Origin of the sequence: Mycolicibacterium vaccae NBRC 14118 = CIP 105934 (assembly GCF_001552715.1) — a bacterium.
In the GTDB taxonomy this organism is placed as follows: Bacteria; Actinomycetota; Actinomycetes; order Mycobacteriales; family Mycobacteriaceae; genus Mycobacterium; species Mycobacterium vaccae.
This window is the reverse complement of record NZ_BCRS01000011.1, coordinates 15,551-40,511: the sequence shown is the minus strand read 5'-3', so window position 1 is coordinate 40,511 and position 24,961 is coordinate 15,551. Positions and strand designations below refer to the sequence as shown.

The window sequence follows — 24,961 nt, the reverse complement described above, 5'->3', positions numbered from 1 at the left end:
ACTTGCTGGATAATACTTGTCTGCAATTATTAGCGCTGTTAAAAACCTGCTCTGAACTGAAGTAAGTAATGATCTTGAAGAAATGCTGAATTATTCGGCGGTAGATTGCTGTGATCTTGGAGATTGCTGGTTATCTTCGACCTTGTTCGCCGTTCGCATTCGTCGGAGGAGGGGTACCGATGCCGCCGATGCCATTGTGCCGACCAATCGTCAGCGCGGGCATCGCGCTGCTCGGCGCAGGCGCCATCGCGGTCGCCCCGGTCACCGCGCCTCCGGGCCAGGTGCGGACCGCCGGAATCGACGTCACCCTCACCGCCGTGGCCACCGTGGAGTCCTGCGACCCGACCGTCACGGCGCTGTGCCGGCCCTCGAGTGCGGCGCAGACACCCCAGGAGCCCCAAGCCCTCGCGGAGTCGGCGCCGAGCATCTTCAACATCCCGGCGAACCTGTTCATCGCGCTGGCCAACGTGCCCTACAACTTCTTCAACGCGCTCGGGCAGGGCGACGTGAACCTCGGCGACCGGCCGGACAGCGGATTCGCCTTCGTCAACTCCCGAGACGGCGTGGACCTGAACCAGACCGAGGTGGTCGGGCTGACGGCAGACCTCGACTTCGGCGGCAGTTGGTGGGTGTATCACCCCTTCAACGTCCTGGGCACCGACGCCGCCGACATCGCCCGATACCAGTCGCTGGTCAACGTGCTGCTGCCGTTCCCCGCACTGTCGGTGGGGCTGGGCAACATCCTGGCGACCGTGGCAGCGTCGCAGCTGCCGATGGACGTGGGGTGCGCCGGTATCAACACCGGAGGGTGTGATCATCCCGACCAGATCCTGTCGAAGATGTTCAACGTGGGCCACATCGTGGATCTCTTCTCCCCGGGTGGCTACACCTTCCCGGAAGTCGAGAATCCGGTCACCTGTTCGTCTGACGGCTTGTGTGACATCAAGGATCCCGACGGCGAGACCGAATCCTGGTCTGAGCAGAACTTCAGGCTCAACCTCGGCACACCGTTCCAGAACTTCTTCGACTCACTCACCGAGACACCGGATTTCAGCCGGATCAGGTTGCCCAGCCTGACGATGATCGTCAACACGATCACCGGCTTCATCCGCGGGCTGAACACCGCGTTCAATCCGTTCGTGCTGGGCACCCAGTGCGGCCTGTGCTCGGCGCTGGTCCCGGTCCCGCCGGGAGCCACGCGCCCCGGGCCGACCAACCCGGGCACCCAGATTCCGGGGATCCCCGGCTCCACGGAGCCGGCCACCGAGTCGACCACTGCCGAGTCGACCACCGCTGAGAAGACGACCGCCGAGAAGAGCGCACTGTCCCGCGACGAGGACGGGTCGGGGACGGAGGACCCGCGTAGGCGATCCGAGACCGAGGCACCCGACTTGGTGCGGGAAACCGCGGCGGATGCGGAGAAGTCGTCTACGGGCGGTATCGAGGCGACGTCACCGCGGGCCGACGACGTGCGGAGGGGACACGTCGACGGCAGCGGTGACGTCGCCTCGAAGAACCCCGGAGCCAACGACGAACGCACGGAAACCCCGGCGAAGCCGCGCACCGGCGACGGTGTGAAATCCGATGGTGCGAAGCGCGACGACCGGGTGAAGTCCGATGGGGCGGAACGCACTGATGCCAAGCGGGATTCGGACGCACGCCCGGCCCGCGACCGGGAGGCTGCCTGAGTCACGCCGAGGGCAGGTGCAGGCGGATGCGCCGGCCGATCTCGCGCAGTGCGCCCACCAGATCGGGCTCGTCCGGGGTGGCCAGCGCGAGCCGGATCGCGTTCGGGACACTTTTGGTCGTCGCGAACGCGTCGGCCGTCGTCACCAGGATTCCGGCTTCGGCGAGTTGGCGGGCGAGGACGTCGCTGCGCACCTCCTCGGGCAGCGGCAGCCACCCGATGTAGGAGCTCGGGTGCCCGCTGTAGCCGAGTGCGGCCAGTTCCGCGCGGGCCAGCTGCTGACGATGCCGGGCGTCGTCGCGCCGCGACACCTCCAATTGTTCGACCGTGCCGTCGGTCAACCACCGCACGGCCAGCGCCACCGCGACCGTCGAGGTACCCCAACTGCCCGCGCGCAGCGTCCGGATCAGCGATTCGCGCCGATGCTGCGGGGCCACCACGAACCCGAACCGCAGCCCCGGGGCCAGATTCTTCGACAGCGAGCCCACATAGAAGGTGCGCTCCGGGGCCAGCGTCGCCACCGGCGAGGTTCCAGGTGCCAGGAACGCGTAGACGCCGTCCTCGACGATCGCCAGATCGTGGCGTTCGGCCAGCGCCGCCAGCCGCAGGCGCTCCGCTGCGCCGAGTACGAAACCGAGCGGATTGTGCAGTGTCGGAGTGCAATACACCGCCGACACCGGCCGCTGGGCGCAGAGACGCTCGAGGTGGTCGAGGTCCATGCCCGAGCTGTCGACGGGCACCGGCACGAGGTCCAGACGGCGCGCGGCAGCGACGAGCTTCACGCCGGGATAGGTCAACGCATCCACGGCCACGACCGACCCCGGTGGGGTCACCGCACCCAGGACCGCGTCGAGCCCCTGCTGGCCGCCGGCGGTCAGCACCACGCGCTGCGGAGGGACGTCGATGCCGTGGCCGAGCAGGTAGGTCGCCACCGCCGCCTGACCGCGCGAGCGTCCGCCCGGGGGTTCCTGCATCAGCAGTGCGGAGAGATCCCCCTCGGCGGCGAGTTCGCGTAACGCGCGCCGCAGCCGGTCACCCTGGCCCGCGGCGAGCGGCTGATTGAACGAGAGGTCCGCCACCCGCCGCGCCGGTGTCGCACGCAGCGGTTCCAGGCCGGTGAACCCGCTGAGATCCCGCACGAACGTGCCGCGACCCGGCTCGCCGACCACCAGGCCCGCGTCGGTGAGCAGGCGGTACACCTTGGTCGCCGTGGCCACCGCGATGCCGTGCTTCTCGGCCAGCGAGCGGTGGGTGGGCAGCCGCGTGCCCGCCGGCAACGCACCGGCGCGGATCTGCGCGGCGAGATCGTCGGCCACCTCGACGTGGCGGTGGATGCGCCACGCTGATGCAGCCCGGCGAGACATTCACCAGCATCGACATCCGCGCGGCGTTCCTGCGCCCGGTCTGGGCGGACACCCTGACCGCATCGGCGTGGTCCACGCACCGCGGCAGGACGATCACCCACTACAGCTGTGAGGTGGTGCGCGCCGACGGCAAGGTCGCCGCGGCCGTCACCAGCACGGTGATGACGCTGCGCGGTGACGCGGCCAGGGGGCGGTGACCGACAGCGGATCTATCGTGGAGTGATGAGTGCCGCAACGCCGCCCGACCGCACCGGGGCCGCCACCACCGTCACCCGGGAACCCGGACGCTTCGTGATCGAGGTGGACGGCCGAGCGGTCGGCCTCGCCGACTACCACGACAACGACGGGCGACGGGTCTTCCCGCACACCGAGGTGTCGCCGCAGTTCCAAGGACGCGGACTAGCAACGATTCTCGTCGCCGAGGCGCTGCGCGTCACCCGGGACGAGGGATTACGCATCGTGCCGACCTGCTGGATGGTGGCCGAGTACATCGACAAGCACCCGGAGTACGCGGGCATCACCGACCGGGTGTGAGGCCTACCCGAACATGGTCTGCGGCCGCGGCAGTCGCACGCCGTCGACGGTGAGGTCCACCTTCTCGTTGTAGAAGGCGACCAGGCCGGCGATCGCGCCGACCGCGGGCAGCGGGTGGTGATAGCTCCACGCGAGGTCGGCGTGCAGTCCGGTGCCGGTCCGCACCGACCAGTAGGCCGAGGTGACCCCTTTGTACGGGCACACGGTCTGGGTGTTCGACGGCTCCAGATGCTCGGCGGCGACGTCCGTCTGGTCGATGTAATACCTTGTCGGCAAGCCGGTTTCGAACAGCAGGATCGGGCTGCGGGTATCGGCGAGCAGCACCCCGTCCAGTTCGACCACGACGTGGCGGTGGGAACGCAGCGCGTCCACCCGCGCGTACGGGTTGCGCGGATGTTGGTAGACGGGTTCGTCCTCTTCGAACCACGTCAGGGCATCCCAGTCGAACTTCACCAGCCCGGCGACCGGGCCGTCCCCGTCGTCGAACACTCGGGCCGCCCCGTCGGCGGTGCGCCCGCCGGCGACCACCGAGAACAATCGGGACGGGCCGGACTGCACCCGCTGCGGATGCTCGTCGTCGCGCAGCAACCCGGCTCGAACGTCCGACAGCGGAACGTAGTACTGCGGGTAGTACGGGACCTCCCACACGTACCGCGCCGCGGTGGTGTCGAAGACCAGTTCGGTGCCGAGATAACCGCGGATCCGACGCGGCACCGGTTCGACCCGGCCCCGCTCCGCGGCCGGCGGCGGATAGTTTGGTTGGTCTGAGGCGCTCACAGTGCCGGTCCCTCAGTTCTCGCCGGGAACCTGGCGGTAGGTCTGCCCCCGCGCCGGCGCGTCCGGGTCGTCGTCCTGATGGTCCAGCTGCTCCTGCAGTTCGCGCTGTTCCTCGGTGGCCTCGGAGGCGTCTTCCGGAGTGGCGGCATTCTCGGGTTCCATGTCTGACGGGATTGTCCGATCGCTGCGCGGTGAAACCACCTCAGCGATCCCGCCAGCCGAAGAACAGCCACGCCGTGAGCCAGAACGTGGCCGCGGAGACGGCCAGCGCGCCCGGTATGTGCAGGGACAGCATCTCGCTCTCCCCGAGCGCCGCCTGCACGAAGGAGTACACCAACAGCGCGCAGGCCAGCGCGGCGGCCCACCAGCCGCGCCTGCGCTCGTAGGCCAACCCGGCCAGCGCCACCAGCAGACCCCCCGAGACGACATGCAGCGCGATCGCCGCCGCGCCGTGGAAGTCCTCGAGCTGGTGGGCCTGGACGAGCCGGCCCGCGGTGCCGAACAGCACGACCACGACCGCGACGGTCAGCACCGCGAAAACGCGTGAGGCCAGCAGCCAGGGCCACGTTGACGGACGACTGTCGGCTGACGGCATGGCGATCCTCCGGGCGACGCGGGGAACGGGCGCTCCCCACGGTAGACCTCACCGCCCGATCGGACCCGCCAACGGCGCTGCGTACAGTGCGTCGATCTGGCCGGCGTACTTGTGTTCGATCGCCCGCCGCTTGAGCTTCATCGTCACGGTGAGTTCGTCGGAATCCGGCAGCCATGCCTTGTCCAGCAGAGCGAACCGCTTGACCTGCTCGGCCGGCGACAGCCGTTGATTCACCCGTTCGATGTGCGCGTGCACCGCCGCCGTCAGGGCATCGCCGGTCGGGTGCTGCGCCGCGCGCGCCGGGTCGACCACGACCAGCGCCACGTTGTAAGGCCGGCCGTTGCCGATGACGCAGGCGTGCTCGATCAGTGGATCGGCATCACGCAGCCGGGCCTCGATGTTGGCCGGGGACAAAGTCGTTCCGCTGCTGTTGATGATCAGATCGGTCTTGCGGTCGAGGATCCAGATCCTGCCGTCGTGGTCGATCCGGCCGGCATCGCCGGTGCGCAACCAGCCCTGCGCGTCGAGTACACGGTTCGTCGCCTCCGGCGAGTCGCGGTAGCGCACCATCATCGAGGCGCTGCGGACGAACAGTTCGCCGTCGTAACCGACACGGACTTCGTTGTGCGGCAGAGGCTTACCGACGCAGCCGGCGTCGTCCAGTGCGGAGATGGACACCACGCCCGCCGTTTCGGTCATCCCGTAGCTCTCGCGCAACGGGACACCGATCGACCGGAAATACTCGACCACGTCAGGCGGACACGCCGCCGCACCGACAAGTGCGATCTCGGTGTGCCCGAGGCCGATCGCGCGGCGGATCAGCTCAGGGTCGACACCCGCCTCGGCAGCCCGGACGGTCGCTGCCTTGAGCTTCTCCCACAGCCGGGGCGGGGAGAAGAAGATCTCTGGCTGAGTATGGCCCAGCACCGGCACCAGACGTGCCGCGTCGCGGCAGCACACGATGCTGGAACCGGTGATCATCGGGAGGTAGTGGCTGCCGATGCGTTCGGCGATGTGCGCCATCGGCAGGTACGAGATGGACCGCATGCCAGGACGCACGCCGAGGTCCTTCGCGAGGTGCGTAACGGTGGTCATGACGGCGTGGTGGGTCAGTTCGGCGCCTCTCGGGGCGCCCGTGGTGCCGGCGGTGTAGCTCACCGTGGCGAGGTCGGACGGCGACGCCGTGGACAGGCCGGCATAACAGGTGGGGTCCGGCTCGGCAGGCTCCGCGGACACCAGTTCCGCCCACGAACTCGTTCCGACGGTGACGACGCACGGCGCGGGGGCGTCGACGAGTCTCAGCGCGGCCTGCACCCTCGACTCGAACTGTGGCTCGGTGATGACGACGCGGCACACCGAGCCGGACAGGATCTCGGCCAACTGTTCCGGGGCCGAGGACTGGTACAGGGAAAACGGTGTGCCCCCGGCCAACAGCACGGCGATGTCGGCGACGTGGAACTCGGGCCGGTTGGTCAGCAGCAGGCCGACGTTGTCGCCCCGGCGCAGCCCGATGGCCCGCAGACCGGCCGAAGCACGCCGTGCGGCCATCCCGTACTGGCGCCACGTGAGGACGACATCGAGCCGCTCGTCCAGGATGGCCGGCGCGTTCCCGCGCCGGTTGACCTGGGACAGGAACGCCTCAGTGACCGTCGGCACCTCGGCCTCGACGTGCCGGCCGGGACCGTGCTCGAACATGTCGGTGTAGAGCGGAATCGGTGAACTGTCCAGGGCGGTCATGAGCGGATCTTTCTCGTGTGGGGATCGGGTTCGCCGTTCAGGCGGCGGTGTCCACGGCGAATGCGTGAAACTGGGTGGTCTGCTTCTCGCTGAAGTTGTCGTCGGTCACCAGCACCACGGTCGGCCGGCCGTCGGGAAGCGTGGGACCCAGCGTGATCCCCTCGATGTTGTCCAGACGGCGGATCTGCGGTACCCGGACGAGGTCGACGAGCAGTTCCTTCGTCATCGTTCTGGGTGCAGGCCCGGTCAGTGACGGCCGGTTGCTGACGTCCTCGGCCCCCGAGGTGCTCGCGCGGTAGATGCGGGCCACCGAGTGATCGGCGTACCCGCGTTCGATCACCAGGAAGTTTTCGTCGTCGAGTGCGACCAGGTCCGAGAGTCCGTTGTCGCCACCGGGTCCCGCGCTCACCGGGTCCAGGGGGTAGGCGTACTGCGCGGACGGTGTCCCGCTTTCCGGGTCGAACCGGATCACCCGGGCCAACGCGCCGTTCTGCTCGGTGGGCAACGGGCCGTCGTGGTGGCCGGGGCCCTCCATGCCCGCGAAAAGGTAACGGCCACTGGGGGTGAGCGTCAGGCCTTCCAGGGTCACATTCTCCCGTGGACCTGATTCCCCGGCCGACATCGTGAATATCGGCGGCAGCGGCAGCTGAGCGCGGAAAGCGCCGTCGAGAGTCGCAAGCCGCACCCAGGGATCCAGCAGCAGTGCTCGCGTGGGGTCGTCGAGATCTCGTGCGCCTTCGCTGCTCCAGTAGATCTGCTGCCTGCGTGTGTCGTACGCGATGCCCTCGGGGTCGGGCGGGATCACCGGCGGGGTGGCGTCGGGCTGCAGCGCGGCGAACGGGGCGCCGGTCCGGTCCAACAACGCCGTGCTGTCGCGCAGTTGGGCGGCTATGCCGTCGGCCGTGAAATCGATGTCGACGGTGTAGAACCGCGCCGGGCCGTGGGCCGAGCGGTCATCGCTGATGACGTAGTAGACATCGCGTTCGGCGTCGTAGCTGATGCCCGACAGCCCGCCCACCGTGGTGCCCTCGTGGACCTGCCGGTGCGGCAGTTCGGTGGTTCCGAGATGGGTGAACTCCGTCGGCCTGCGCGAGGAGTCGTCGCCGGCCTGCCCGGCCGTGCATCCAGCCAGAAGCACGGCGGCGGCTGCGAGAGTCCACGGCGTCCGCGCCCGGCTGAAGCTGCGAACCATGTGTCGGCCTCCGGAGATCGTCGGGGAGAAAGTGGGCGTGTCCGACACAGAGTCAAGGCTTGTCGACCCACGGCTGGAAGGCACCGGTGTTACTAGGCCAGGTACTGCCACCCTGGCGGTCGGCAATCATCAAGGCGGGCAGGGGTAGTGGAAATCCTCCTAGGATATTCGCGGCCTAGCTGTCGAGTGCGCGCACTTGGACGCTTGCTGCGTGACACCGAGTATCGACACACAGTTCGGGGCCAGTGCGTCCTTTCTGCGCATTCCCGTCTCCGCTGAACCGCAGACCCGCACGAGTGCCACCCCCGAGGGCTTCCTCGCCCGGCTCCGCCGCGTGCGGAGCGCACGGCTGCGATCCGGTGGCGATTTGCCGAAGAGTTCGTCGAAGAAGCGGTACCCGCCGCGGCGCACCGACTACATGGACTCGGCTGCGATGGCGCGCGAGATGTACCGGTTGTGACGCATGGAGTTCCTGGGCCAGAAGACGTTGCCCCACGGGACGACATTCGACGGCACAGTCGTCGGCGGTCTTTCGGGCATCACCTACGACCCGGATCGCAGACTCTACTATGTGATCTGCGACGACAGGTCGGTGCGCGGAAGCGCACGCTTCTACACTGTCCGTATCGCACTGTCTGTCAGTGGTATTCGCGATGTCAAGATTGTCGACGTCCAGTCGCTGCTGGACGTCTCGGGTAAGCCCTTCGGCAGGGACGACCCGGACCACCAGCCGGCGGTGATCGCGCCCGATCCTGAGGGAATCGCCTTCGATGTCGCACGGCAGCAGCTGTATTGGTCCTCGGAGGGCTTCAACACGTTGGACCCGTGGATCAGGATCGCCGGACTCGACGGCGGTCACCGTGGGGAGTTCTGTCTGCCCGGGAATCTCACACTGTCCCGGGATCAGCGTCGTGGCGCACGACCCAACGGTTCGCTGGAAGGTCTGGCGCTTTCGCCGGACGGGCGCTTTCTCTATGCGGCGATGGAGGATCCGCTGTGGGAGGACGGAGATCGGGCACATGCCGGCGGTGGTGCGCTGATCCGGATCACCAAGTTCGATGTGGAGTGCCGGAAACCGGTGGCGCAGTACGGCTATCAAGTCGAATCTGCGCCGCCGGGGACCGAGGGGAACGGCGTCTCCGACATCGTGGCAGTGTCCGATGATGTCCTCCTGGTCATGGAGCGCGCGGGCAGCAGGAAGTTGAAGCTGCAGGTCCGCCTGTTCCGCGCCGACCTCACCGGGGCGACCGACATCTCGGGGTTCGACTCCGTGCCGTCATCGGTACCGCCGCTGCCGAAACGGCCCGTCGCCGACCTGGCCGCGATCCCGGCACTCGGCACACCCGACAACGTGGAGGGCCTCACCCTCGGACCCGTACTTCCCGACGGTCGTCGGTCCATGGTGCTCGTCAGCGACGACAACTTCTCGGACCGGCAGATCTCTCAATTCCTGGCATTCGCACTGTGACAGCAGCGATGACACACAAAGGAGAACGAAAACCATGACGTACAAAGCCGAATACATCTGGCTCGACGGCACCCGGCCGACGGCCAAACTGAGGTCGAAGACCAAGATCCTGGCCACCGGCAGCGAGCCGCCGGTCTGGGGCTTCGACGGATCCAGCACCAACCAGGCCGAAGGCCACGCCTCGGACCGGGTGTTGCAGCCCGTTGCGTCGTACCCGGACCCGATCCGCGGAGGCGACGACGTTCTGGTGCTGTGTGAGGTGTTCCACACCGACAACACCCCACACGAGTCCAACACCCGCGCCGCGCTGCGCGAGGTCGCCGAGCGGCATGCCGCTCAGGAACCGCTCTTCGGCATCGAACAGGAATACACCTTCTTCAAGGGATCCCGCCCGCTCGGCTTCCCGGACGGAGGCTTCCCGGCTCCCCAGGGCGGGTACTACTGCGGCGTCGGCACCGACGAGATCAGCGGGCGCCCGACCGTGGAGAAACACCTGGAGAACTGCCTGGCAGCCGGTCTGGCGATCTCGGGTATCAACGCCGAGGTGATGCCCGGGCAGTGGGAGTTCCAGGTCGGACCACTGGGGCCGCTGGACGTCGCCGATCAGCTGTGGGTGGCGCGCTGGCTGCTGTACCGGACCGCCGAGGACTTCGGACTCTCGGCCACGCTGGATCCCAAACCGGCCAAGGGGGACTGGAACGGCGCCGGTGCGCACACCAACTTCTCCACCAGGAAGATGCGCGAGAGCTACGACGCGGTCATCGAAGCCGCCGAGGCGCTGGGACGTGACGGAAAGCCGCTGGAGCACATCACCAACTACGGGATCGGGGTCGAGGCCCGGCTGACCGGCGCGCACGAGACCGCGCCCTGGGACAAGTACAGCTACGGCGTCTCCGATCGCGGTGCGTCGGTGCGTATTCCGTGGCAGGTCGAGGTGGAACAGAAGGGGTACATCGAGGATCGGCGTCCGAACGCGAACGTCGACCCGTACGTGGTGACCCGGCTGATCGTGGACACCTGCGCCACGGCGCTGGAGAAAGCCGGCCTGGCCTGATGCTGTCGACCGGGCGGCGGGGGAGCGGTCAGGCCGCGAGGTTCACCACCCGCAGCGCCACGACGTCGGTGACGTACCGTGCGCCGACGAGATCTGCGGGGACGACGAGCCTGGGCCGATCGAGAACGCGGGTGTCCTCGGAGAAGGCGAGCATCGCCGGCTTGGGTGACACGGTGGGGGCGGTCTCGGCCCAGGACAGCGTCGCGGTGTACCCGTCTGCACCGGTGACCACGACCGCCACCGGCAGCAGCGGGTTTGTTTGGCCGGCACGGCCGTGCGGTTTCGCGGCGGCAAGCACCGAGTCGAGAAGACACCCGGTGTAGGTGTGTGTCCGGGGTCCGGCGTGCGTCTGGAAGGTGACGGTCTCGGTGCGGCCGGGCAGGTCGCGCAGTTCTTCGAGGGCCCAATTGCGGGGTACGTCGACGTCGCCCGAGACGACGACGGGCGCGTGCGTCGGCACTGAGGGGTGGTCGGCGCGCGCGCCCGGACACACACAGGCCGCGACCGTGAGTAGCGCGGTCACCGTCAGCAGCAGGTACCTGCGGCCCAGAATTGTGGACATCCCCTCATCATGGCGAGGGGCGGGACGCGCCCGGCTGGCCGAGATTCGGCCTGGCATGGCAACAAGGAGTTAGCACACCGGTTTCGGACCGGAAACACGCGGCGGGAAACCTCACGCGCAGTTGGCTGTCAATCAGTGACGCGCGTGAAAGGTGCCGGTCTTGTCTGAACTCGCTCGAGAAGCCGTGGAAACTCTCTGGTCGGGGCTCGGCCGGCGGGAATTCCTCCGCGCTGTCGCCGCCGTCGGGGCGGGTGCCGGTGTCGTCGGGGTGGCGGCGTGCTCGTCCGGGTCCTCGGCGAACTCGCCGGACAACACCGCGGCTGCCGCGGACTTCACCATTCTGCAGCCCGGGGAGGGGGAGCCGACCGGGGACCACTACCTGCAGTCGGTGCCGGACCAGGTGCTGTGGGGCTACGTGCCGACCGTGCACGCGGCGCCGGTGCTGCGGATGAGGTCCGGCCAGACCGTGACCATCGATGCGGTCAGCCACGAGGGCATTCTGGAGGACCAGGGCCGCAACCCGGTCGAATACTTCGGCGCCCAGGGCGTGTCGGAGGCCGATGTGCTGCAGGACGCCATCGCCATCGCCGCCGAATACAACCGGACACCGAGAAATTTCGACAAGGACGGCCCGCACGTGGTCACCGGGCCGGTGTTCGTCGAGGGCGCCGAACCCGGGGACGTGCTCAAAATCGAGATCCTGCAGGCGGTTCCGCGGGTGCCGTACGGCGTGGTGTCGAGCAGACACGGCAAGGGCGCGCTGGCGCGCACCGCGGACAAGGAGGCCCCGGCCGGTATCAGCCTCGCCGAGGTCATGCCGCCGGTGGCCACCGACGGCAGGCCCAACCCCGACCCGACCAAATACGGCAACGTGTCGACCTTCACCGCGGTCGAGGACGGCCACGGTGTCATGTCCTACGGAGCGGCCCGCGTGCGATTTCCGTTGCGCCCCTTCATGGGCATGATGGGCGTGGCCTTCTCACAGGACAGCGACCCCACTGCGGCGTCCGCGAACTCCATTCCGCCGACCGTGGGCGGCGGCAACATCGACATCCGGCTGCTCGGTGAAGGAGCCACTTTCTATCTGCCGGTGTTCGCCGAAGGCGCGCTGTTCTATGTCGGGGATCCGCACATGGCGATGGGCGACGGTGAGGTCGCGCTCACCGCGATGGAGGGTTCGCTGCGCGGCAGTTACCGCCTCTCGGTGTGCAAGCCCGGTTCCGGTGACGCCCCGTCGGTGGCCTACCGCTACCCGTTCGGCGAGACCGCCGACGCGTGGGTGCCGATCGGACTGTCCGACCCGGATGGTTCGATCGGCGGTCAGGGCAGCGACCTCGACGTCGCGATGCGCCGCGCGGTCGTCAACGCGCTCGACTTCCTGGAGACCGACCAGGGCATGGACCGCGCCACTGCCTACGCGTATCTGTCTGCGGCAGCGGACTTCTCGGTCTCGCAGGTGGTCGACAGGACCGTCGGCGTGCACGGGCAGGTTTACAAGTCCCACTTCGTCGAGAGCTGATTCGCGGCCGCCAGGACATCGCCGTCGCGGACGGCGGAGATGGAGACGCATTCGACGAGGCCCCCGCGGACCCGGATCTCGATCGCCGCCAGGGGGTGACCGCCCGGTGCGATGAGATCGACCAGCTCACCGTTGCGCCAGATCGGCACCCGGCACCGGATGCGCTCGGCGAACAGACGTGTCTCGCGGGCCACCGCGGTGCTCCCGGACACGGTGGCCGGCGTACCCGCGGGCAGCAGCTCGGGATCGGCGACACGCACACACTCCGGCGCCATCAGCGAGATCATCCGGAGCATGTCGCCGCCCGCGGCGGCGCGCAGAAAGGCCTCGACGACCTCGCGGTCGGCGGCGTCACCCGGGACGTCGGCCGCCGTCACGTCGGGACGTAACCGGGCCCGCGCCCGGCTGGCATGCTTCTTCGCGCCGGCCGGCGTCCCGTCGAGGATGCCGGCGATGTCCTCGAACGGGACGGCGAACAGGTCGTGCAGCACGTAGGCGGCCCGCTGCGCCGGGGTGAGCCGGGTCAGGAGGACCATCAGCGCACGGCCGACCTCCTCGCGACGCAGGAACTCCTCGTCCGCGGCCCACGTCTCGGTCCCGGCCGGCTCGGCACGCTCGGTGAGCCGGCCTCGGCGCTGACGTTCGCGCATCTGGTCCAGGCACACGTTGGTGACCACTCGGGTGAGGTACGCCGGCACGTTGCTGATCTCGGTGCCGATATGGGGGCCGGACGTGGTCGCGATGCGGACCCACGCGGTCTGGACCGCATCCTCGGCGTCGTGCACCGAACCGAGGAGGCGGTACGCCAGCGACAACAGTCGGGGCCGCTCCTGCTCGAAGAGAGGAAAAGCCGGCACCGGTCACCTTTCACACGTGCGGATCGTCATCAGGGGTGAGAGGACAACGACGATCGATCCGGGAGGGCGACATGACGAGCATAGCGATGGGACAGCGGCGGTGACCGGCCTTACCGCCACCGCACTGGCCGCGGTGACGGTCCTCTGCGCGGCCGCCAATGCGGCGGTGGGCGTCGCGGACCTGGCGCGCGCGCAGTTCGTGCTGGCCAACTCCGCGGAGGTGGGTGTGGCGCCGCGGTGGATCCCGTATCTGGCAGCGCTGAAACTGGCGGGTGCGCTGGGCCTGCTGCTCGGTCTGGTCGCCGCGCCGTGGCTGGGACTGGCCGCCGCGGTCGGCCTGGTCGGGTTCTTCGTCGGCGCGGTCGGGGCGCACCTGCGCACCCGGGTGTTCCACAACATCGCCTTTCCCGCCGCCTACCTGCTGTTGGCGGTCGGGGCCACCGCGTACTTCGCCGATGCCGTGGTGTGAATGCTGTGGTGTGAATGCTGTGGTGTGAATGCCGTGGTGTGCATCAGAAGCAGGCCGGATCGCGTCGACGGTCGTGCGGTTCAGCGCAACCTTGCGGCAACTGAAACCGGCAATTGGCTGAAGGTACTGTCGGCCGGTCCTTGGTTTCGGGGTGGCGGCGGCATGGATCAGGCGCCTCGCCCAACCGAGTGAGGGTACCCAAACTTTCTCGGTCGAGCTCCCAAACTTATTGCGCGAGAGTCGAATTCGCCAGGCGCGGGTTGCCGAGTGCGCGGTCGGCTGTGTACGGTGTTGGCAGCGAAGGGGAGTAGCCCCCCAATCGGCAATCGACATACTGGCTGCGCGGCATGCTGTGCGGCCCGGTTGTCCGGACCGGTCCTGTACCGGTGGGCGAGACCTTCGGCCGTACAGACCCGTTCGGGCTGCCGGCCGGAGGCGTTTATCTCCGAGCGGCCGGCCCCGACCCCGAGGAGTTGTGGTGCTCGCCGCCCTGTTGTTGAGCTTCGCCGTCATCTTCGTCGCCGAGTTGGGTGACAAGACCCAGCTGGTCGCGATGATGTTCGCGCTGCGCTACCGCTGGTGGGTGGTGCTGTCGGCGATCACCGTGGCCACCACCGCGGTGCACGTGCTGTCGGTGGCCATCGGGCATTATCTCGGCGCAGCGCTGCCGACCCATCTACTCGGCCTCATCGCCGGCGCGATGTTCGTGGTCTTCGGGCTGTGGACACTGCGCGGCGACAGCCTCACCGACGACGAGACGTCGCGCGCCGCGAAGGCGACCGCGCCGGCCTTCTTCGTCGTCACCTCGGCGTTCATCCTGGCCGAACTCGGCGACAAGACCATGCTCGCCACCATCACGCTGGCCGCGGACCGCGACTGGCTGGGCGTGTGGATCGGTTCCACGCTGGGCATGGTCGCCGCCGACGGGCTGGCGATCCTGGTCGGGGCGGTGGCGGGCAAGCACCTGCCCGAGCGGTTCATCCAGATCACCGCGGCGGCGCTGTTCCTGGTCTTCGGCTTCTACATGCTGTTGGAGTACCTGCTGCCGTCGGCGTCGGTCCTCATCGTCGCAGTCGTCGCGCTGGCGCTCGTGCTCGGGTTCGGCGCGATCCTGCGGGCCCTGCCCGAGCGACTGCGGCCACCGGTGCTGCGGCCCGGGGCGTCGGGGTCAGGCACCTCCGAGGAGGGCGAGCAGTCCCCGCTCACCGCGGGCTCGGGCGTCTCAGATGGGCACGACTGACCGGATCGCGATCTGGTCGGTCTCGCAGTGCCGGCAGGCCAGCGGGCGCACCTTCAGCCGGACGTTGGCGATGCGCAGTGCGCGCCGGCACATCGGATAGGGGCACCCGCACGACAGCGTGACCCACCACTGCGCCGGGTGGGCGAGCGGGCCACAGAACTTGCGGCAGGTGCACAGGATCTCCGGATCGAAATCCAGTTCTGCCAGCGACGGCTCGGCCAGTGTGGTCACGGCACCCAAGGCTAAAGTGGTGGTCGAGACTTTTGCGGGAGGCGCGCGCGAAAAGTCACCGCGTGCCGCTGACGTGCCTGCCGGCGTCGCCCGGCAGCCGCAGAGTCTCCACCAGGGTCAGCGCCAGCAGCACGCCGAGTGCGGCGAACGCCCCCGAGAACGAGGTCAGCACCGTCAGCAGCAGCGCCGCCACCGCGATGCCGAGGCCGGCGGCCACCTCCTGCACCGTGGCGTTCAGCGTGTTCGCATGGGTGAGCTCGTCGCCGTCGACATCGGCGAACGCCAGGCTGTTGTAGGCGGTGAAACCGATCGACCGAAGCGCGCCGCTGACATAGAGCGCGACCGCGATCAGCGCCACCGGGGTGCCGGGCTGCAGCGCGGCCAGCACCCCGAACCAGGCGACCGAGACCAGCCCGTTGACCAGAAGCACGCGCTTGATCCCGAACCGGCGCATCAACGGTGTGGTGAGCGGTTTGATCGTCAGGTTGCCGACGAACAACGCCGCCACCATGAGGCCCGCGGTGAACGCCGACCACCCGAACTCCAACTGGAACAACAGCGGCAGCAGGAACGGCACCGCGGTGATGACGAGGCGGTACAGCGAGCCGCCCGAGACCGTGATGCGCAGCGTGCGCACCCGCAGCACCGACAGACGCATCAGTGGGGCCGGGCTGCGTCGCAGATGCCAGATCGCCGCGCCGAGCAGGATGACGGCCAGCGCTCCGCCGATGCCGACCATCATCCAGTCGGTGCCGCTGACCCGGATGTGCTCCAGGGCCAGCAGCGCTGCGGCGATCCCCGCGCCGAGCAGCAGCAGGCCGCGCCAGTCGAACGGCCGGGTCTGCGCGGCGGGACCGCCGCGGATCAGCTTGAAAGCCAACAGAAGTCCGACGATCCCGATCGGGATGTTGATCAGGAAGATCCAGCGCCATGACCCGTAGGTCGCGATCGCGCCACCGAGCGCGGGGGCGACCACCGGCGCCGTCAGCGCCGGCCAGGTCAGCAGCGCGATCGCCCGGACCAGGTCGGCCTTGTCGCTGTAGCGCAGCACGGCCAGCCTGCCGACCGGCACCATCATCGCGCCGCCGACACCCTGCAGCACCCGCATGGCCACCAGCATCGGAAGTGACGCACTCAAAGCACATCCCACCGACGCCAACGTGAAAACCACGATGGCGGTGAGGAAGACCGGCCGGATCCCGAACCTGTCGGCCGCCCATCCGGTGGCCGGGATCAGGATCGCGACGGTGAGCAGATAGGCCGAGACGGCGATGTTGACATCCACCGGGGCCACCCCGAACGTTGCGGCGATGGCCGGGATCGCGGTGGCGATGATCGTCGCGTCGAGGATCTCCATGAACATGGCGCCGGCGACGAGCAGCGCCATGCCCCGTGGGAACGAGGATCGGGAAGGAGTCGCCGCGGGCACGGGATCCAAACCTAGACCGCCCCCGCCGGCTTCGCCTGCCGGGGCCGGATCAGTCCGAGCAATTCAGCGCCACGTGCACTTTCTGCCTGTGCTTGAACGTGAACACGTTGACGTCGTCGTGGTCGAACGGGAACTGCTGCTTGACGATCGGCAGGCTGCGCACACTGATGACCCTGCACTGATCCAGGGGAGCGTTGCCCACCCGGCTGATGCGCACGTCATGGCCCTGCGCCCGCAGCAGGTTGATGGTCGAGGCGGCCGTTTCGGCCTGCGCAGGCGCGGCCAGCACGACCGCCGCACCGACCGGGATCAGGACGGCGGCGAGGGACTTCTTCATGGGTAACTCCTTGAGTCAGAGCCTCAGCGGCGTGACCGGATATCGACCTCACCATCGTCGCGACGCGGCCGGAACGGCACTTGGAGCCGGAGTGGAGATTCCATGGAGGTTTCCGGGCCTGTCCGGAGATCTCGTTCAGAGGACTTTGGACAGGAAGTCGCGCAGCCGCGGGTGTTTCGGGTTGTCGAACAACTCGCCGGGCGGTGCGTCCTCGACGATGTCGCCGTCGGCCATGAACATCACCCGCGAGGCGACCTCGCGCGCGAAGCCCATCTCGTGGGTCACCACCACCATCGTCATGCCGCCCTCGGCGAGGTCGCGCAGCACCGCGAGCACGTCGCCGACCATCTCCGGGTCCAGCGCGCTGGTGGCCTCGTCGAACAGCATGATCGACGGGTTCATCGCCAGCGCCCGCGCGATCGCGACCCGCTGCTTCTGCCCGCCGGACAGCGTCGCCGGTTTCACGTGCGCCTTCTCGGCCAGCCCGACCTGGCCGAGGAGTTCCATCGCCTTCTTCTCGGCCGCGGCCTTGTTCATCTTTCTGGTCAACAGCGGCGCCAGGGTGATGTTCTCCAGCACCGTCATGTGCGGGAAGAGGTTGAAGTGCTGGAACACCATGCCGATGCGCTGGCGCACCTTGTCCAGGTTGACCTTCGGATCGGTCAGGTCGAACTCGTCGATGACCACCCGGCCGCCGGAGATGTCCTCCAGCTTGTTCAGGCAGCGCAGGAACGTCGACTTCCCCGACCCGGACGGGCCGATCACACACACCACCTCGCCCTGCCGGATGGTGGTGCTGATGCCGTCGAGGACGACGAGATCACCGAAGGACTTCTTCAAGTCCTCGATGCGGATCTTCACCGTGCCCGGCGGTTCCTCGGCGGCGGCTTCCGGTACCAGCTGGTTCATTTCGCAGTGCCCCTATCCAACCGAGTCTCGAGTCTGTCCGAGAGTTTGGTCAGCGCCATGATGACGACGAAGTAGATGAGCCCGATGATCAGCCACATGGTGAACGACTGATAGTTGCGCGCGATGATCAGCCTGCCGGTCTGGGTCAGCTCGGCGATGCCGATCACCGACAGGATCGACGTGTCCTTCAGCGTGATCACGAACTGGTTCACATAGGACGGGATCATCGTCCGGACCGCTTGCGGCAGAATGACTCTCCGCATCGTGGGCAGGTAGCCGATGCCGAGGCTGCGGGCAGCCTCCATCTGCCCCTTGTCCACCGACTGGATGCCGCCGCGCACGATCTCGGTCATGTACGCGCCGGCATTGAGTGAGAGCGTGATGATCCCGGCGGTGAGCGCGGTCATCTGGATCTGCAGCGCCGACGGGATGCCGAAGTAGATGAAGAACGCCTGCACCAGAAGCGGTGTGCCGCGGAAGATGTCGACGTAGGTGGTGCCGATGGCGCGCAACCAGATCGAGCGGGAGACCCGGAACAGCCCGAACAGCACCCCGAGCACCAGCGCGATCGCGATGGAGACCACGGTCAGGATGAGGGTCATCTTCAGCCCGGTCATCAGGATCGGGAACGTGCTCTTGAGCAGGCCGAAGAACGAGTTGTCGGCGACGACGGCCTCCTCGCCGAGGTAGGTCTCGATGATCTCGTCGTAGCGCCCGGACTCCTTGAGGTTGGCCAGTCCCTCGTTGAACTTCTGGAGCAGCTCGGGGTTCTGGCCCTTGTTGACGGCGAACCCGTAGCTGGAACCCTGCTCCTTCGGCGTGACGGTCTTGAACCCGTTGCCCTGCTGAATGCCGTACAGCAGCACCGGGTAGTCCTCGAACACCGCGACCGAGTTGCCGGTCTTGACCTCTTCGAACATCGACGCCGAGTCGGCGAACGAGACGATCTCGAAGCCGTACTGGTCCTGGATCGAGGCCGCGAACTCGGCGCCCTCGGTGCCGTTCTTGACCGCGACCCGTTTGCCCCGCAGGTCCTCGTAGGACTTGATGTCCTCGTTGCTGTCGAGGACGGCCATCTGCACACCGGACTCGAAGTACGGGTCGGAGAAGTCGAACACGGCCTTGCGCTCGTCGGTGATCGACATGCCCGCGATCACTCCGGCGGCCTGGTTGGCCTGCACCGCCTGCAGCGCCGCGTCGAAGCCGAGGGGCTTGATGTCGACGGCGAAGCCCTGGTCCTCGGCGATCTCGCGGATCAGATCCATGTCAATGCCCACGAGTTGTCCACCGGCGTCCTGGAATTCGAACGGCGCAAAGGTGGTGTCGGTGGCGATGACGTAGTTGGGTTCCTGCGCCGCGGCGGGCGCGGCGGCCAGCAGGCCCGCACCGAGAAGGCCGGCCAACAGGGTGAGGACGACAGTGCCGAGCCGACACCGGCCCGGTGCGGCTCGGCGGCCTTCGACGTGACGTGACGGTGTAGCGCGCATAGTGGCTCCCCGTGTAGGTCCTATCCAGGGTCACGCTAACGGCCGTGGGCCGGGTGTGTCGGGCGATCCGGGGAAGAGGCGCTTCCCGAAGGCGCGCCGCCGGGCCTCTGCCATATGTTCCCCGCGGAGTGCATCTCGTGCCGTCACGGGACAGCTCCGGCGGCGCCACGGTGACCGTGCTGATCGGGCAAGCGGTGAATGATCCTGAGCCCCAATCGTTCCGGACGCCACTGCCTACGGCAGAGGGGACGGATCACCATCGACCGCACATTTCGCAGCGTGTCCGCACATCCCGGGTCGTCGGCGCCTCCGCGTGCTGATCCGTGCGGTCGTCGTGACGGAGGTGTGCCAAGCCGTAGGCCCGGTCCGGCACGGGTGCGGGCCGGCGGCGCCGCCCGCGTGCGTGCGGCGTTCGCGCGGGCCCGGATCTCAGATAGCCTGTGTACGGTGTCGCGTGCGACACCGCCCGGGTTCAGACTGCAGCCTCTTGACTATTCGTGCGTCCGATCCGCGGCCGCACCCCACGAGACGAGGCTTGAGGTGCAGCAATTCAGCGAACACCAGATCGATGGTGTGATCGTTGTCGCCGCCACCGGCGCGGTCGACATGCTCACCGCGCCTCAGTTGCAGGACGTCGTCTCCGCGGCGCTCGAACGCAAACCCGGCGCCTTGATCATCGACCTGACCGAAGTGGATTTCCTCGGCTCGGCCGGTATGCAGGTGCTGATGATCACCCGTAAAGAGCTCGACGGGGCGATCAGGTTCGCGGTCGTCGCAGACGGTCCGGCCACCAGCCGCCCCCTCAAGATCACCGGGGTGGCCGACTACATCGACCTGTTCTCCACGCTCGACGTCGCGCTCCAGAACCTGAAGGCCTGACCATCCGGCCCGCGTGCGGTGAGCGGCAGGTTTCGCTTTTTGGCCCTCGGGGAACAGAGGCTTCGCGCAATGTCCCCCGCAGACAAGGAGTGTTCCGTGAGTGACAACAATTCCGGTCCGGAAGAAGCCGTCAAGGGCGTCGTCGAAGGCGTGAAAGGCAAGGCCAAAGAGGTCGTCGGCGTCGTCACCGGCCGGGATGACCTGCAACGCGAGGGGCAGGCCCAGCAGGACAAGGCCGACGCGCAGCGCGAAGCCGCCAAGAAGGAGGCCGAGGCCGAAAGCGCCCGCGCCGCCGCCAAGGCCAACGAAGAGCGGCAGAAAGCCGAGCAGGGCTAACCGTCTGGCAGGTAAGTTGGCCTGCAATGACCGTCACGTCCATCCGCAGCCGTTCGGCGGACAGTCGACGCTTCGCCATCGCGTCGACGTCGCTGACGTTCGCGTGCCGGACGGAGGGTGCGGGAGCCCGCACTCAGACCACCGTGACGGTCAGTGGCGAAGTGGACGCGGCCAACGCCAAACACTTCGCGCACACGGTGCGGGAAGCCGCAGGCGGGCATGCCGCGCTGGTGCTCGACCTCACCGAAGTCAACTTCATGGCCTTCGACGGCGCTTCGGCGCTGTACGCGATCAGCGCCCATCTGGCCCGCGAAGATGTGAGCTGGTGTGTGGTGGCCGGGTCGGCCGTTTCCCGGGTTCTGGAACTGTGTGACCCGGAGGGGCTGATCCCGGCCGCCACCGTCGCGTCGGTGCGCGACGCCAAGCCTGCCTGACGCGTTTTCAGCGAACCCCGACGCAGAATCAGGGCCACGGGAGGTGGGTGGTCGCACACCGGTTCTTCCGCAGCCGCCGTCCCCAATGTGGGTTTGCTGACGTGTCGCGGTGTGATCTGACGCTCACTTTCCGCGCAGAAGCTAAGAATTCTTTACGAAGATGTTTTCTTCCCGTTTTCGGTGAACGCTTGCTGAACCCGTTCAGCGCCAGTTCAGGCTGCGTCCAACGTTTGCCCAGGAAACATCACAAATCCATAACGAGAACTTTCTTAAGCGTGGCCTGAGAGGTTGCCGATCGGTTACGTCAGACGTCATCTTCCAGGGACGTGACCTTGAATTTCCGTCGCTACACTCGATTCAGGCGGCGCCAGTTCGGGCGCCCTGAGACGGAATCTAGAGCCAGGCGGCAGCGCTGCCGGCGGAGGTACCACAACACATGGCAAACTTTTCGGGACTGATGGGGCGCCTGATGCCCAGAGGTAAAATTGCGGCGCATGTTTCCGACAGGTCGCGAGCGCAGACTTCGGACAGCGGCGCTGCACCCCAGCGCGGAGCGGCGGACCGGCACCTCACCGTGGCGCGCGGCCCGATCGGCGACATCGCGGCCGGCCACGGCACGGTCGCGGTGGCCAACGCGGCCGACGGCAGCGTCTCACTGATCGACAACACCACGCTGGCCGTGGTAGCCACCGTCGCGGTGGACGGCGAACCCACCGCGGTCGCGGTGTCCGACGACCGGGCCTTCGTCAGCGTTGCAGCTGAGAGCTTCGACGCCGTGAAGGTGATCGACCTGCAGACCCGCGCCGTCGTGGCCACCTACCCGTTGGCCTTCGCGGTGACCGCGCTGACCGTCGCCGCCGACGGCAAGCGCGTGTACGCCGCCCGCGGCGCACAGGACAGCATCGACATCGCGGTCATCGACGTCACCGCCGAGCGGGTCGGCACCATCGGTATCGGCTCCGGCCCGGCCGCCAACGTGGACGCGCTGTGTGTCGACCCCGGCGGCAAGCGGGTCTACGCCGCGGTCACCGACGCCGTCGGCAGCCGACTGATCGTCGTCGACACCGAGACCTCGCAGGTGCACCGTGTCGTGCCGATCGGTTCGCCGATCCGAGACATCGCCTACGCAGGCGGCGCGGTTTACCTTCTGACCTCCGACCGAGTGGTCGGCGGCGCCGTCCACGTGCTGGACCTGGACACCATGCGGGTGACCGACCGGGTGGCTATCGGCGGCGCACCGACCCGGTTGTCGATGAGCGCCGACCAGACCCGCGCCTACATCGTGGACTACGACCGCGTCGCGGTGCTGTGCACGCTCAGCCTTGAGATCGTCGACGCGCTGACCGTCGGCGCGCGGCCGTCCTGCGTCGCGCAGGGCGCCGACAGCGCGCGGCTGTACATCGCCGACTATTCCGGCGAAGTCAGCGTGTTCGACGTTGAGTCGACCATCGAGTCGCTGTACACCCAGTTCCTGGCGACCGACCCGAACGCGCTCCACACGTCGCGCGCACTGCAGCCCGCCCCGGCGTAGCTCCCCGGGCCGGCCGGAGGCTCACCGCCACTGGTACCGCGTCTTCGGCCGTCCCGCCTTCCCGTATTCGGCCTGCCGGCGCACGGTGCCCTCGTCGGCCAGACGTTCGAGATAGCGCCACGCCGTCACCCGGGACACCCCGACCTGCTTGGCGACCTCGTCTGCGGTCACGCCGCCGACCGAATCACGCACCACACGGGCGATCTCGTCGTTGGTGCCCGGAGAGGCGCCCTTGGGCGCCGCCGTTCGGTCGGGCCCCACGCGTAACTCGGCCAGTGCGCGGTCGACCTCGGCCTGGCTGGCCGCATCCGTGCCCGCCGGCAGCGCCTCGCGGTAACGCCGGTAACGCTCCAGGCGGTCCCGGAACGCGGCGAACGTGAACGGCTTGAGCAGATACGCCAGCGCGCCGTGCCCGACCGCGGCGCGCACCATCTCCAGGTCCCGCTCGGAGGTGATCGTGATGATGTCCGGTGCCGGCCGAAGCCCCGACAGCGCCGACGCGAGCGCGATCCCGTTGGCATCGGGCAGTCCGATGTCGAGCAGCACAAGATCGATCGGGGTGTCCGTGGCCGCGGCCGCGGCGGCCACCCGCATCGCGTCCCGCGCCGTATGTGCCACTGCCGCCACCGAAAAGCCTTGCAGCCGTTGCAGATAGGTCTGATGCGCGTCGGCGATCAGAGGTTCGTCCTCGACGATCAGCACGGTGATCACGGGCGGGTCACCGTCACCGTCACGACAGAGCCGTAGGTCATGTCCGCGGTGAGCTGCCCGCCGTGTCGTTTGACCACCTGGGCCACCAGTGCCAGCCCCAGCCCGTGCCGGCCGGCGTCGTCGCCGGATTTCGTCGAGTAACCGCGTCGCATGGCCTTCTCGAAGGTACCCGCGTCCATGCCTTCTCCGCTGTCGGCGACCCGGATCAGCAGGCGCTGCGAATCCTGGTGCACGGTGACCTCGACCCACGGATCGTCAGGATCGCAGGCGTCCATCGCGTTGTCGATCAGGTTCCCGGCGACCGTGACCATCTCGGGCCCCGTCAACAGCAGCCCGTCGGCGGGCAACTCGGAATCCTCGGTGACCGTCAGCTCGATCCCGCGCTCGTCGGCCTGGGCGGTCTTGCCCAGCAGGAGACCCACCAGTGCGGGCTCGCCGACCGCACTGGACAAGCGGTCGACGAGTTGCTGGGACAGCTCGAGCCCTGCGGTGGCGAACCGGACGGCCTCCTCGGGACGGCCCATCTCGACCATCGTGACGATGGTGTGCAGCGTGTTGGCCGCTTCGTGCGCCTGCGCGCGCAGTGAGTCGGTCAACACCTTGAGCGAGTTGAGTTCGCCCAGCGCGCCCTGCAATTCGGTGCGGTCGCGGATCGTCACCACCTCGGAGGCGTCCGTGGCGGACTGCACCCGGGAGCGGTTGACCACCAGTACGCGGTCGTCGGTCACGTGGATCTCGTCGCGGGCGCCGGGGTTGTAGGTGCGCAGGAACTCGGGTAGGTCGTCCTGCGTGACGTGGCCGGCAGGCAGGGACAGCAGCCGGCGGGCCTCGTCGTTGACCACCGCGACGCCGGACTTGTCGAGCACGATCAGTCCCTCCGACACCGAGTGCAGGATCGCGTCGTGGTGGTCGTACATCACGCGGAGCTCGTCGGGCCTCAACCCGCGGGTCTGGCGCAGCAGCCGACGGCGGACTCCCCACACTCCGGCAAGCGAAATTGCAAGCGCGCCAACGGTGACCGCCGCGATGGTGGGTAGCTGCGACCGCCAGCGGTCGGCCAGGCTCTGCTGCAGGATGCCGGCGGCGACGAGCCCGATCACCCGTCCGTCGGCGTCGTGGACGGGCGCCACTGCGCGGATCGACGGCCCCAGCGTGCCGGTGTAGACCTCGGCGAACGTTCGCCCCTGCAGTGCGGGCTCGATGGTGCCGAGATAGGCGCCGCCGATCTGCGAGGGGTCGGTGTGGGTGTACCGGGTGCGGTCGGGCGCCATGATCGTGATGAACGCGATGTCGGTCTGCCTGCGCACCAACTCGGTGACAGGCTGCAGTATCGCGGTGGCCTGTCCGGACTCGATCGCCTGGGCCGTCGACGGCGAATCGGCCAGCGCCGTGGCGATGCCCAGCACCTGTTGTTCGGCCGCGGCATCACCGTCGTGGCGGGCGTCCAGCACCGCCAGCGCGCTGCCCGCCAGGACGATCACCGCGATCACCGCGATCTGCAGGGCGATCGCCTGCCCGGCCAGCGAGCGGGGCCACGGTACTCGGGCAGGTTTCCGAGTCGCCGGACGGATCCGTCCCATCGGCCTCCTCCCCGTGAAAGTCGTCGCTGAGCCTCTTCGCAG

General features: G+C 68.1%; 27 protein-coding genes and 1 pseudogene. 13 read left to right on the top strand and 15 right to left on the bottom strand.

The genetic code is table 11. From position 1 onward, the window contains the following. Positions 1–179 precede the first annotated feature (179 nt). Positions 180–1,688, top strand: a complete 1,509-nt coding sequence (locus tag MVA01S_RS03910; protein WP_060941543.1) for a hypothetical protein — start codon at positions 180–182, stop codon at positions 1,686–1,688. A 1-nt stretch (position 1,689) separates the two neighbouring features. Here the strand turns inward: MVA01S_RS03910 and MVA01S_RS03905 are convergent, their stop codons facing one another. Next, on the bottom strand, positions 1,690–3,051 hold the full coding sequence (locus MVA01S_RS03905) for an aminotransferase-like domain-containing protein (protein ID WP_003929967.1): 1,362 nt from the start codon (positions 3,049–3,051) through the stop codon (positions 1,690–1,692). On the opposite strand from MVA01S_RS03905, the pseudogene MVA01S_RS03900 reads away from it, so the two are divergent. Together MVA01S_RS03900 and MVA01S_RS03895 are read left to right on the top strand one after the other, a co-directional pair. After that, positions 3,012–3,248: pseudogene (locus MVA01S_RS03900) on the top strand (PaaI family thioesterase); the annotation flags it as partial. The gene MVA01S_RS03905 and the pseudogene MVA01S_RS03900 overlap by 40 nt on opposite strands. A 25-nt stretch (positions 3,249–3,273) precedes the next feature. Continuing rightward, complete coding sequence (locus MVA01S_RS03895; protein ID WP_003929969.1) at positions 3,274–3,585, top strand: GNAT family N-acetyltransferase; 312 nt, start codon at positions 3,274–3,276, stop codon at positions 3,583–3,585. A gap of 3 nt (positions 3,586–3,588) precedes the next feature. Here MVA01S_RS03895 and MVA01S_RS03890 read toward each other — a convergent pair whose 3' ends face one another. The 5 genes from MVA01S_RS03890 to MVA01S_RS03875 are packed head-to-tail and all read right to left on the bottom strand — an operon-like array spanning position 3,589 to position 7,886. Then, positions 3,589–4,362: a DUF427 domain-containing protein gene (locus MVA01S_RS03890; RefSeq protein WP_040540954.1), complete on the bottom strand. Its 774-nt coding sequence runs from the start codon at positions 4,360–4,362 to the stop codon at positions 3,589–3,591. Positions 4,363–4,374: 12 nt separating this feature from the next. Next, positions 4,375–4,524 (bottom strand): hypothetical protein, encoded by a 150-nt coding sequence (locus tag MVA01S_RS31445; RefSeq protein ID WP_003929971.1) that lies wholly within the window; start codon positions 4,522–4,524, stop codon positions 4,375–4,377. Between the two features lie 40 nt (positions 4,525–4,564). Continuing rightward, positions 4,565–4,957, bottom strand: a complete 393-nt coding sequence (locus tag MVA01S_RS03885; RefSeq protein WP_003929972.1) for a hypothetical protein — start codon at positions 4,955–4,957, stop codon at positions 4,565–4,567. A gap of 48 nt (positions 4,958–5,005) precedes the next feature. Next, a complete protein-coding gene (locus tag MVA01S_RS03880; RefSeq protein ID WP_003929973.1) occupies positions 5,006–6,694 on the bottom strand; it encodes an AMP-dependent synthetase/ligase in 1,689 nt (562 codons plus the stop codon). Positions 6,695–6,731: 37 nt separating this feature from the next. Beyond that, positions 6,732–7,886 carry an esterase-like activity of phytase family protein gene (locus tag MVA01S_RS03875; RefSeq protein ID WP_003929974.1) on the bottom strand — a complete coding sequence of 385 codons (1,155 nt, stop codon included), beginning with the start codon at positions 7,884–7,886 and terminating at the stop codon, positions 6,732–6,734. 211 nt (positions 7,887–8,097) lie between these two features. Here MVA01S_RS03875 and MVA01S_RS03870 point away from each other — a divergent pair, with 211 nt between their 5' ends. The 3 genes from MVA01S_RS03870 to glnII are packed head-to-tail and all read left to right on the top strand — an operon-like array spanning position 8,098 to position 10,408. Further along, on the top strand, positions 8,098–8,346 hold the full coding sequence (locus MVA01S_RS03870) for a hypothetical protein (RefSeq protein WP_003929975.1): 249 nt from the start codon (positions 8,098–8,100) through the stop codon (positions 8,344–8,346). A gap of 3 nt (positions 8,347–8,349) precedes the next feature. Continuing rightward, positions 8,350–9,354 (top strand): esterase-like activity of phytase family protein, encoded by a 1,005-nt coding sequence (locus MVA01S_RS03865; protein ID WP_003929976.1) that lies wholly within the window; start codon positions 8,350–8,352, stop codon positions 9,352–9,354. Between the two features lie 34 nt (positions 9,355–9,388). Continuing rightward, positions 9,389–10,408 carry a glutamine synthetase gene (gene glnII / locus MVA01S_RS03860; RefSeq protein WP_003929977.1) on the top strand — a complete coding sequence of 340 codons (1,020 nt, stop codon included), beginning with the start codon at positions 9,389–9,391 and terminating at the stop codon, positions 10,406–10,408. A 28-nt stretch (positions 10,409–10,436) separates the two neighbouring features. On the opposite strand, the gene MVA01S_RS03855 is transcribed toward glnII, so the two are convergent. After that, complete coding sequence (locus MVA01S_RS03855) at positions 10,437–10,970, bottom strand: molybdopterin-binding protein (protein WP_003929978.1); 534 nt, start codon at positions 10,968–10,970, stop codon at positions 10,437–10,439. 160 nt (positions 10,971–11,130) lie between these two features. On the opposite strand from MVA01S_RS03855, the gene MVA01S_RS03850 reads away from it, so the two are divergent. Further along, positions 11,131–12,489, top strand: coding sequence for an acetamidase/formamidase family protein (locus MVA01S_RS03850; protein WP_040541016.1), 1,359 nt, complete (start codon positions 11,131–11,133; stop codon positions 12,487–12,489). Here the strand turns inward: MVA01S_RS03850 and MVA01S_RS03845 are convergent. Next, positions 12,462–13,346, bottom strand: coding sequence for a sigma-70 family RNA polymerase sigma factor (locus tag MVA01S_RS03845; RefSeq protein WP_003929980.1), 885 nt, complete (start codon positions 13,344–13,346; stop codon positions 12,462–12,464). The two genes, MVA01S_RS03850 and MVA01S_RS03845, sit on opposite strands and share 28 nt — an antisense overlap. 100 nt (positions 13,347–13,446) lie before the next feature. On the opposite strand from MVA01S_RS03845, the gene MVA01S_RS03840 reads away from it, so the two are divergent. Further along, positions 13,447–13,815, top strand: coding sequence for a DoxX family protein (locus tag MVA01S_RS03840; RefSeq protein WP_003929981.1), 369 nt, complete (start codon positions 13,447–13,449; stop codon positions 13,813–13,815). 478 nt (positions 13,816–14,293) lie between these two features. Beyond that, complete coding sequence (locus MVA01S_RS03835) at positions 14,294–15,055, top strand: TMEM165/GDT1 family protein (RefSeq protein WP_040541020.1); 762 nt, start codon at positions 14,294–14,296, stop codon at positions 15,053–15,055. Here MVA01S_RS03835 and MVA01S_RS03830 read toward each other — a convergent pair. The 5 genes from MVA01S_RS03830 to MVA01S_RS03810 all read right to left on the bottom strand — a co-directional run bounded on the left by MVA01S_RS03830 (position 15,038) and on the right by MVA01S_RS03810 (position 19,448). Further along, positions 15,038–15,286 carry a hypothetical protein gene (locus tag MVA01S_RS03830; protein ID WP_110765592.1) on the bottom strand — a complete coding sequence of 83 codons (249 nt, stop codon included), beginning with the start codon at positions 15,284–15,286 and terminating at the stop codon, positions 15,038–15,040. The two genes, MVA01S_RS03835 and MVA01S_RS03830, sit on opposite strands and share 18 nt — an antisense overlap. Before the next feature lie 55 nt (positions 15,287–15,341). Beyond that, a complete protein-coding gene (locus tag MVA01S_RS03825; RefSeq protein ID WP_003929984.1) occupies positions 15,342–16,673 on the bottom strand; it encodes an MFS transporter in 1,332 nt (443 codons plus the stop codon). Between the two features lie 91 nt (positions 16,674–16,764). Next, the gene (locus tag MVA01S_RS03820; RefSeq protein ID WP_003929985.1) at positions 16,765–17,052 is read right to left on the bottom strand and encodes a hypothetical protein; all 288 of its coding nucleotides are present in this window, start codon (positions 17,050–17,052) and stop codon (positions 16,765–16,767) included. A 135-nt stretch (positions 17,053–17,187) separates the two neighbouring features. Beyond that, on the bottom strand, positions 17,188–17,961 hold the full coding sequence (locus MVA01S_RS03815) for an amino acid ABC transporter ATP-binding protein (RefSeq protein WP_003929986.1): 774 nt from the start codon (positions 17,959–17,961) through the stop codon (positions 17,188–17,190). Beyond that, complete coding sequence (locus MVA01S_RS03810; protein WP_081529025.1) at positions 17,958–19,448, bottom strand: amino acid ABC transporter substrate-binding protein/permease; 1,491 nt, start codon at positions 19,446–19,448, stop codon at positions 17,958–17,960. Before MVA01S_RS03810 ends, MVA01S_RS03815 begins: the two co-directional genes overlap by 4 nt. Positions 19,449–19,988: 540 nt before the next feature. Between MVA01S_RS03810 and MVA01S_RS31850 the strand changes: the two genes are divergently transcribed. The 4 genes from MVA01S_RS31850 to MVA01S_RS03790 all read left to right on the top strand — a co-directional run bounded on the left by MVA01S_RS31850 (position 19,989) and on the right by MVA01S_RS03790 (position 22,628). Beyond that, the gene (locus tag MVA01S_RS31850) at positions 19,989–20,327 is read left to right on the top strand and encodes an STAS domain-containing protein (protein WP_003929988.1); all 339 of its coding nucleotides are present in this window, start codon (positions 19,989–19,991) and stop codon (positions 20,325–20,327) included. Positions 20,328–20,423: 96 nt separating this feature from the next. Next, positions 20,424–20,663: a microaggregate-binding protein 1 gene (gene mbp1 / locus MVA01S_RS03800; protein WP_003929989.1), complete on the top strand. Its 240-nt coding sequence runs from the start codon at positions 20,424–20,426 to the stop codon at positions 20,661–20,663. A 26-nt stretch (positions 20,664–20,689) separates the two neighbouring features. Then, positions 20,690–21,097 carry an STAS domain-containing protein gene (locus MVA01S_RS03795; RefSeq protein WP_003929990.1) on the top strand — a complete coding sequence of 136 codons (408 nt, stop codon included), beginning with the start codon at positions 20,690–20,692 and terminating at the stop codon, positions 21,095–21,097. Between the two features lie 436 nt (positions 21,098–21,533). Beyond that, the gene (locus MVA01S_RS03790) at positions 21,534–22,628 is read left to right on the top strand and encodes an MmpL3/TtfA transport complex stabilizer (RefSeq protein WP_040540956.1); all 1,095 of its coding nucleotides are present in this window, start codon (positions 21,534–21,536) and stop codon (positions 22,626–22,628) included. Between the two features lie 21 nt (positions 22,629–22,649). Here MVA01S_RS03790 and MVA01S_RS03785 read toward each other — a convergent pair whose 3' ends face one another. Together MVA01S_RS03785 and MVA01S_RS03780 are read right to left on the bottom strand one after the other, a co-directional pair. Then, positions 22,650–23,339, bottom strand: a complete 690-nt coding sequence (locus MVA01S_RS03785) for a response regulator (RefSeq protein ID WP_003929992.1) — start codon at positions 23,337–23,339, stop codon at positions 22,650–22,652. Then, on the bottom strand, positions 23,336–24,919 hold the full coding sequence (locus MVA01S_RS03780; protein ID WP_003929993.1) for a sensor histidine kinase: 1,584 nt from the start codon (positions 24,917–24,919) through the stop codon (positions 23,336–23,338). The genes MVA01S_RS03785 and MVA01S_RS03780 overlap by 4 nt, the downstream gene beginning before the upstream one ends. Positions 24,920–24,961: the final 42 nt, after the last annotated feature.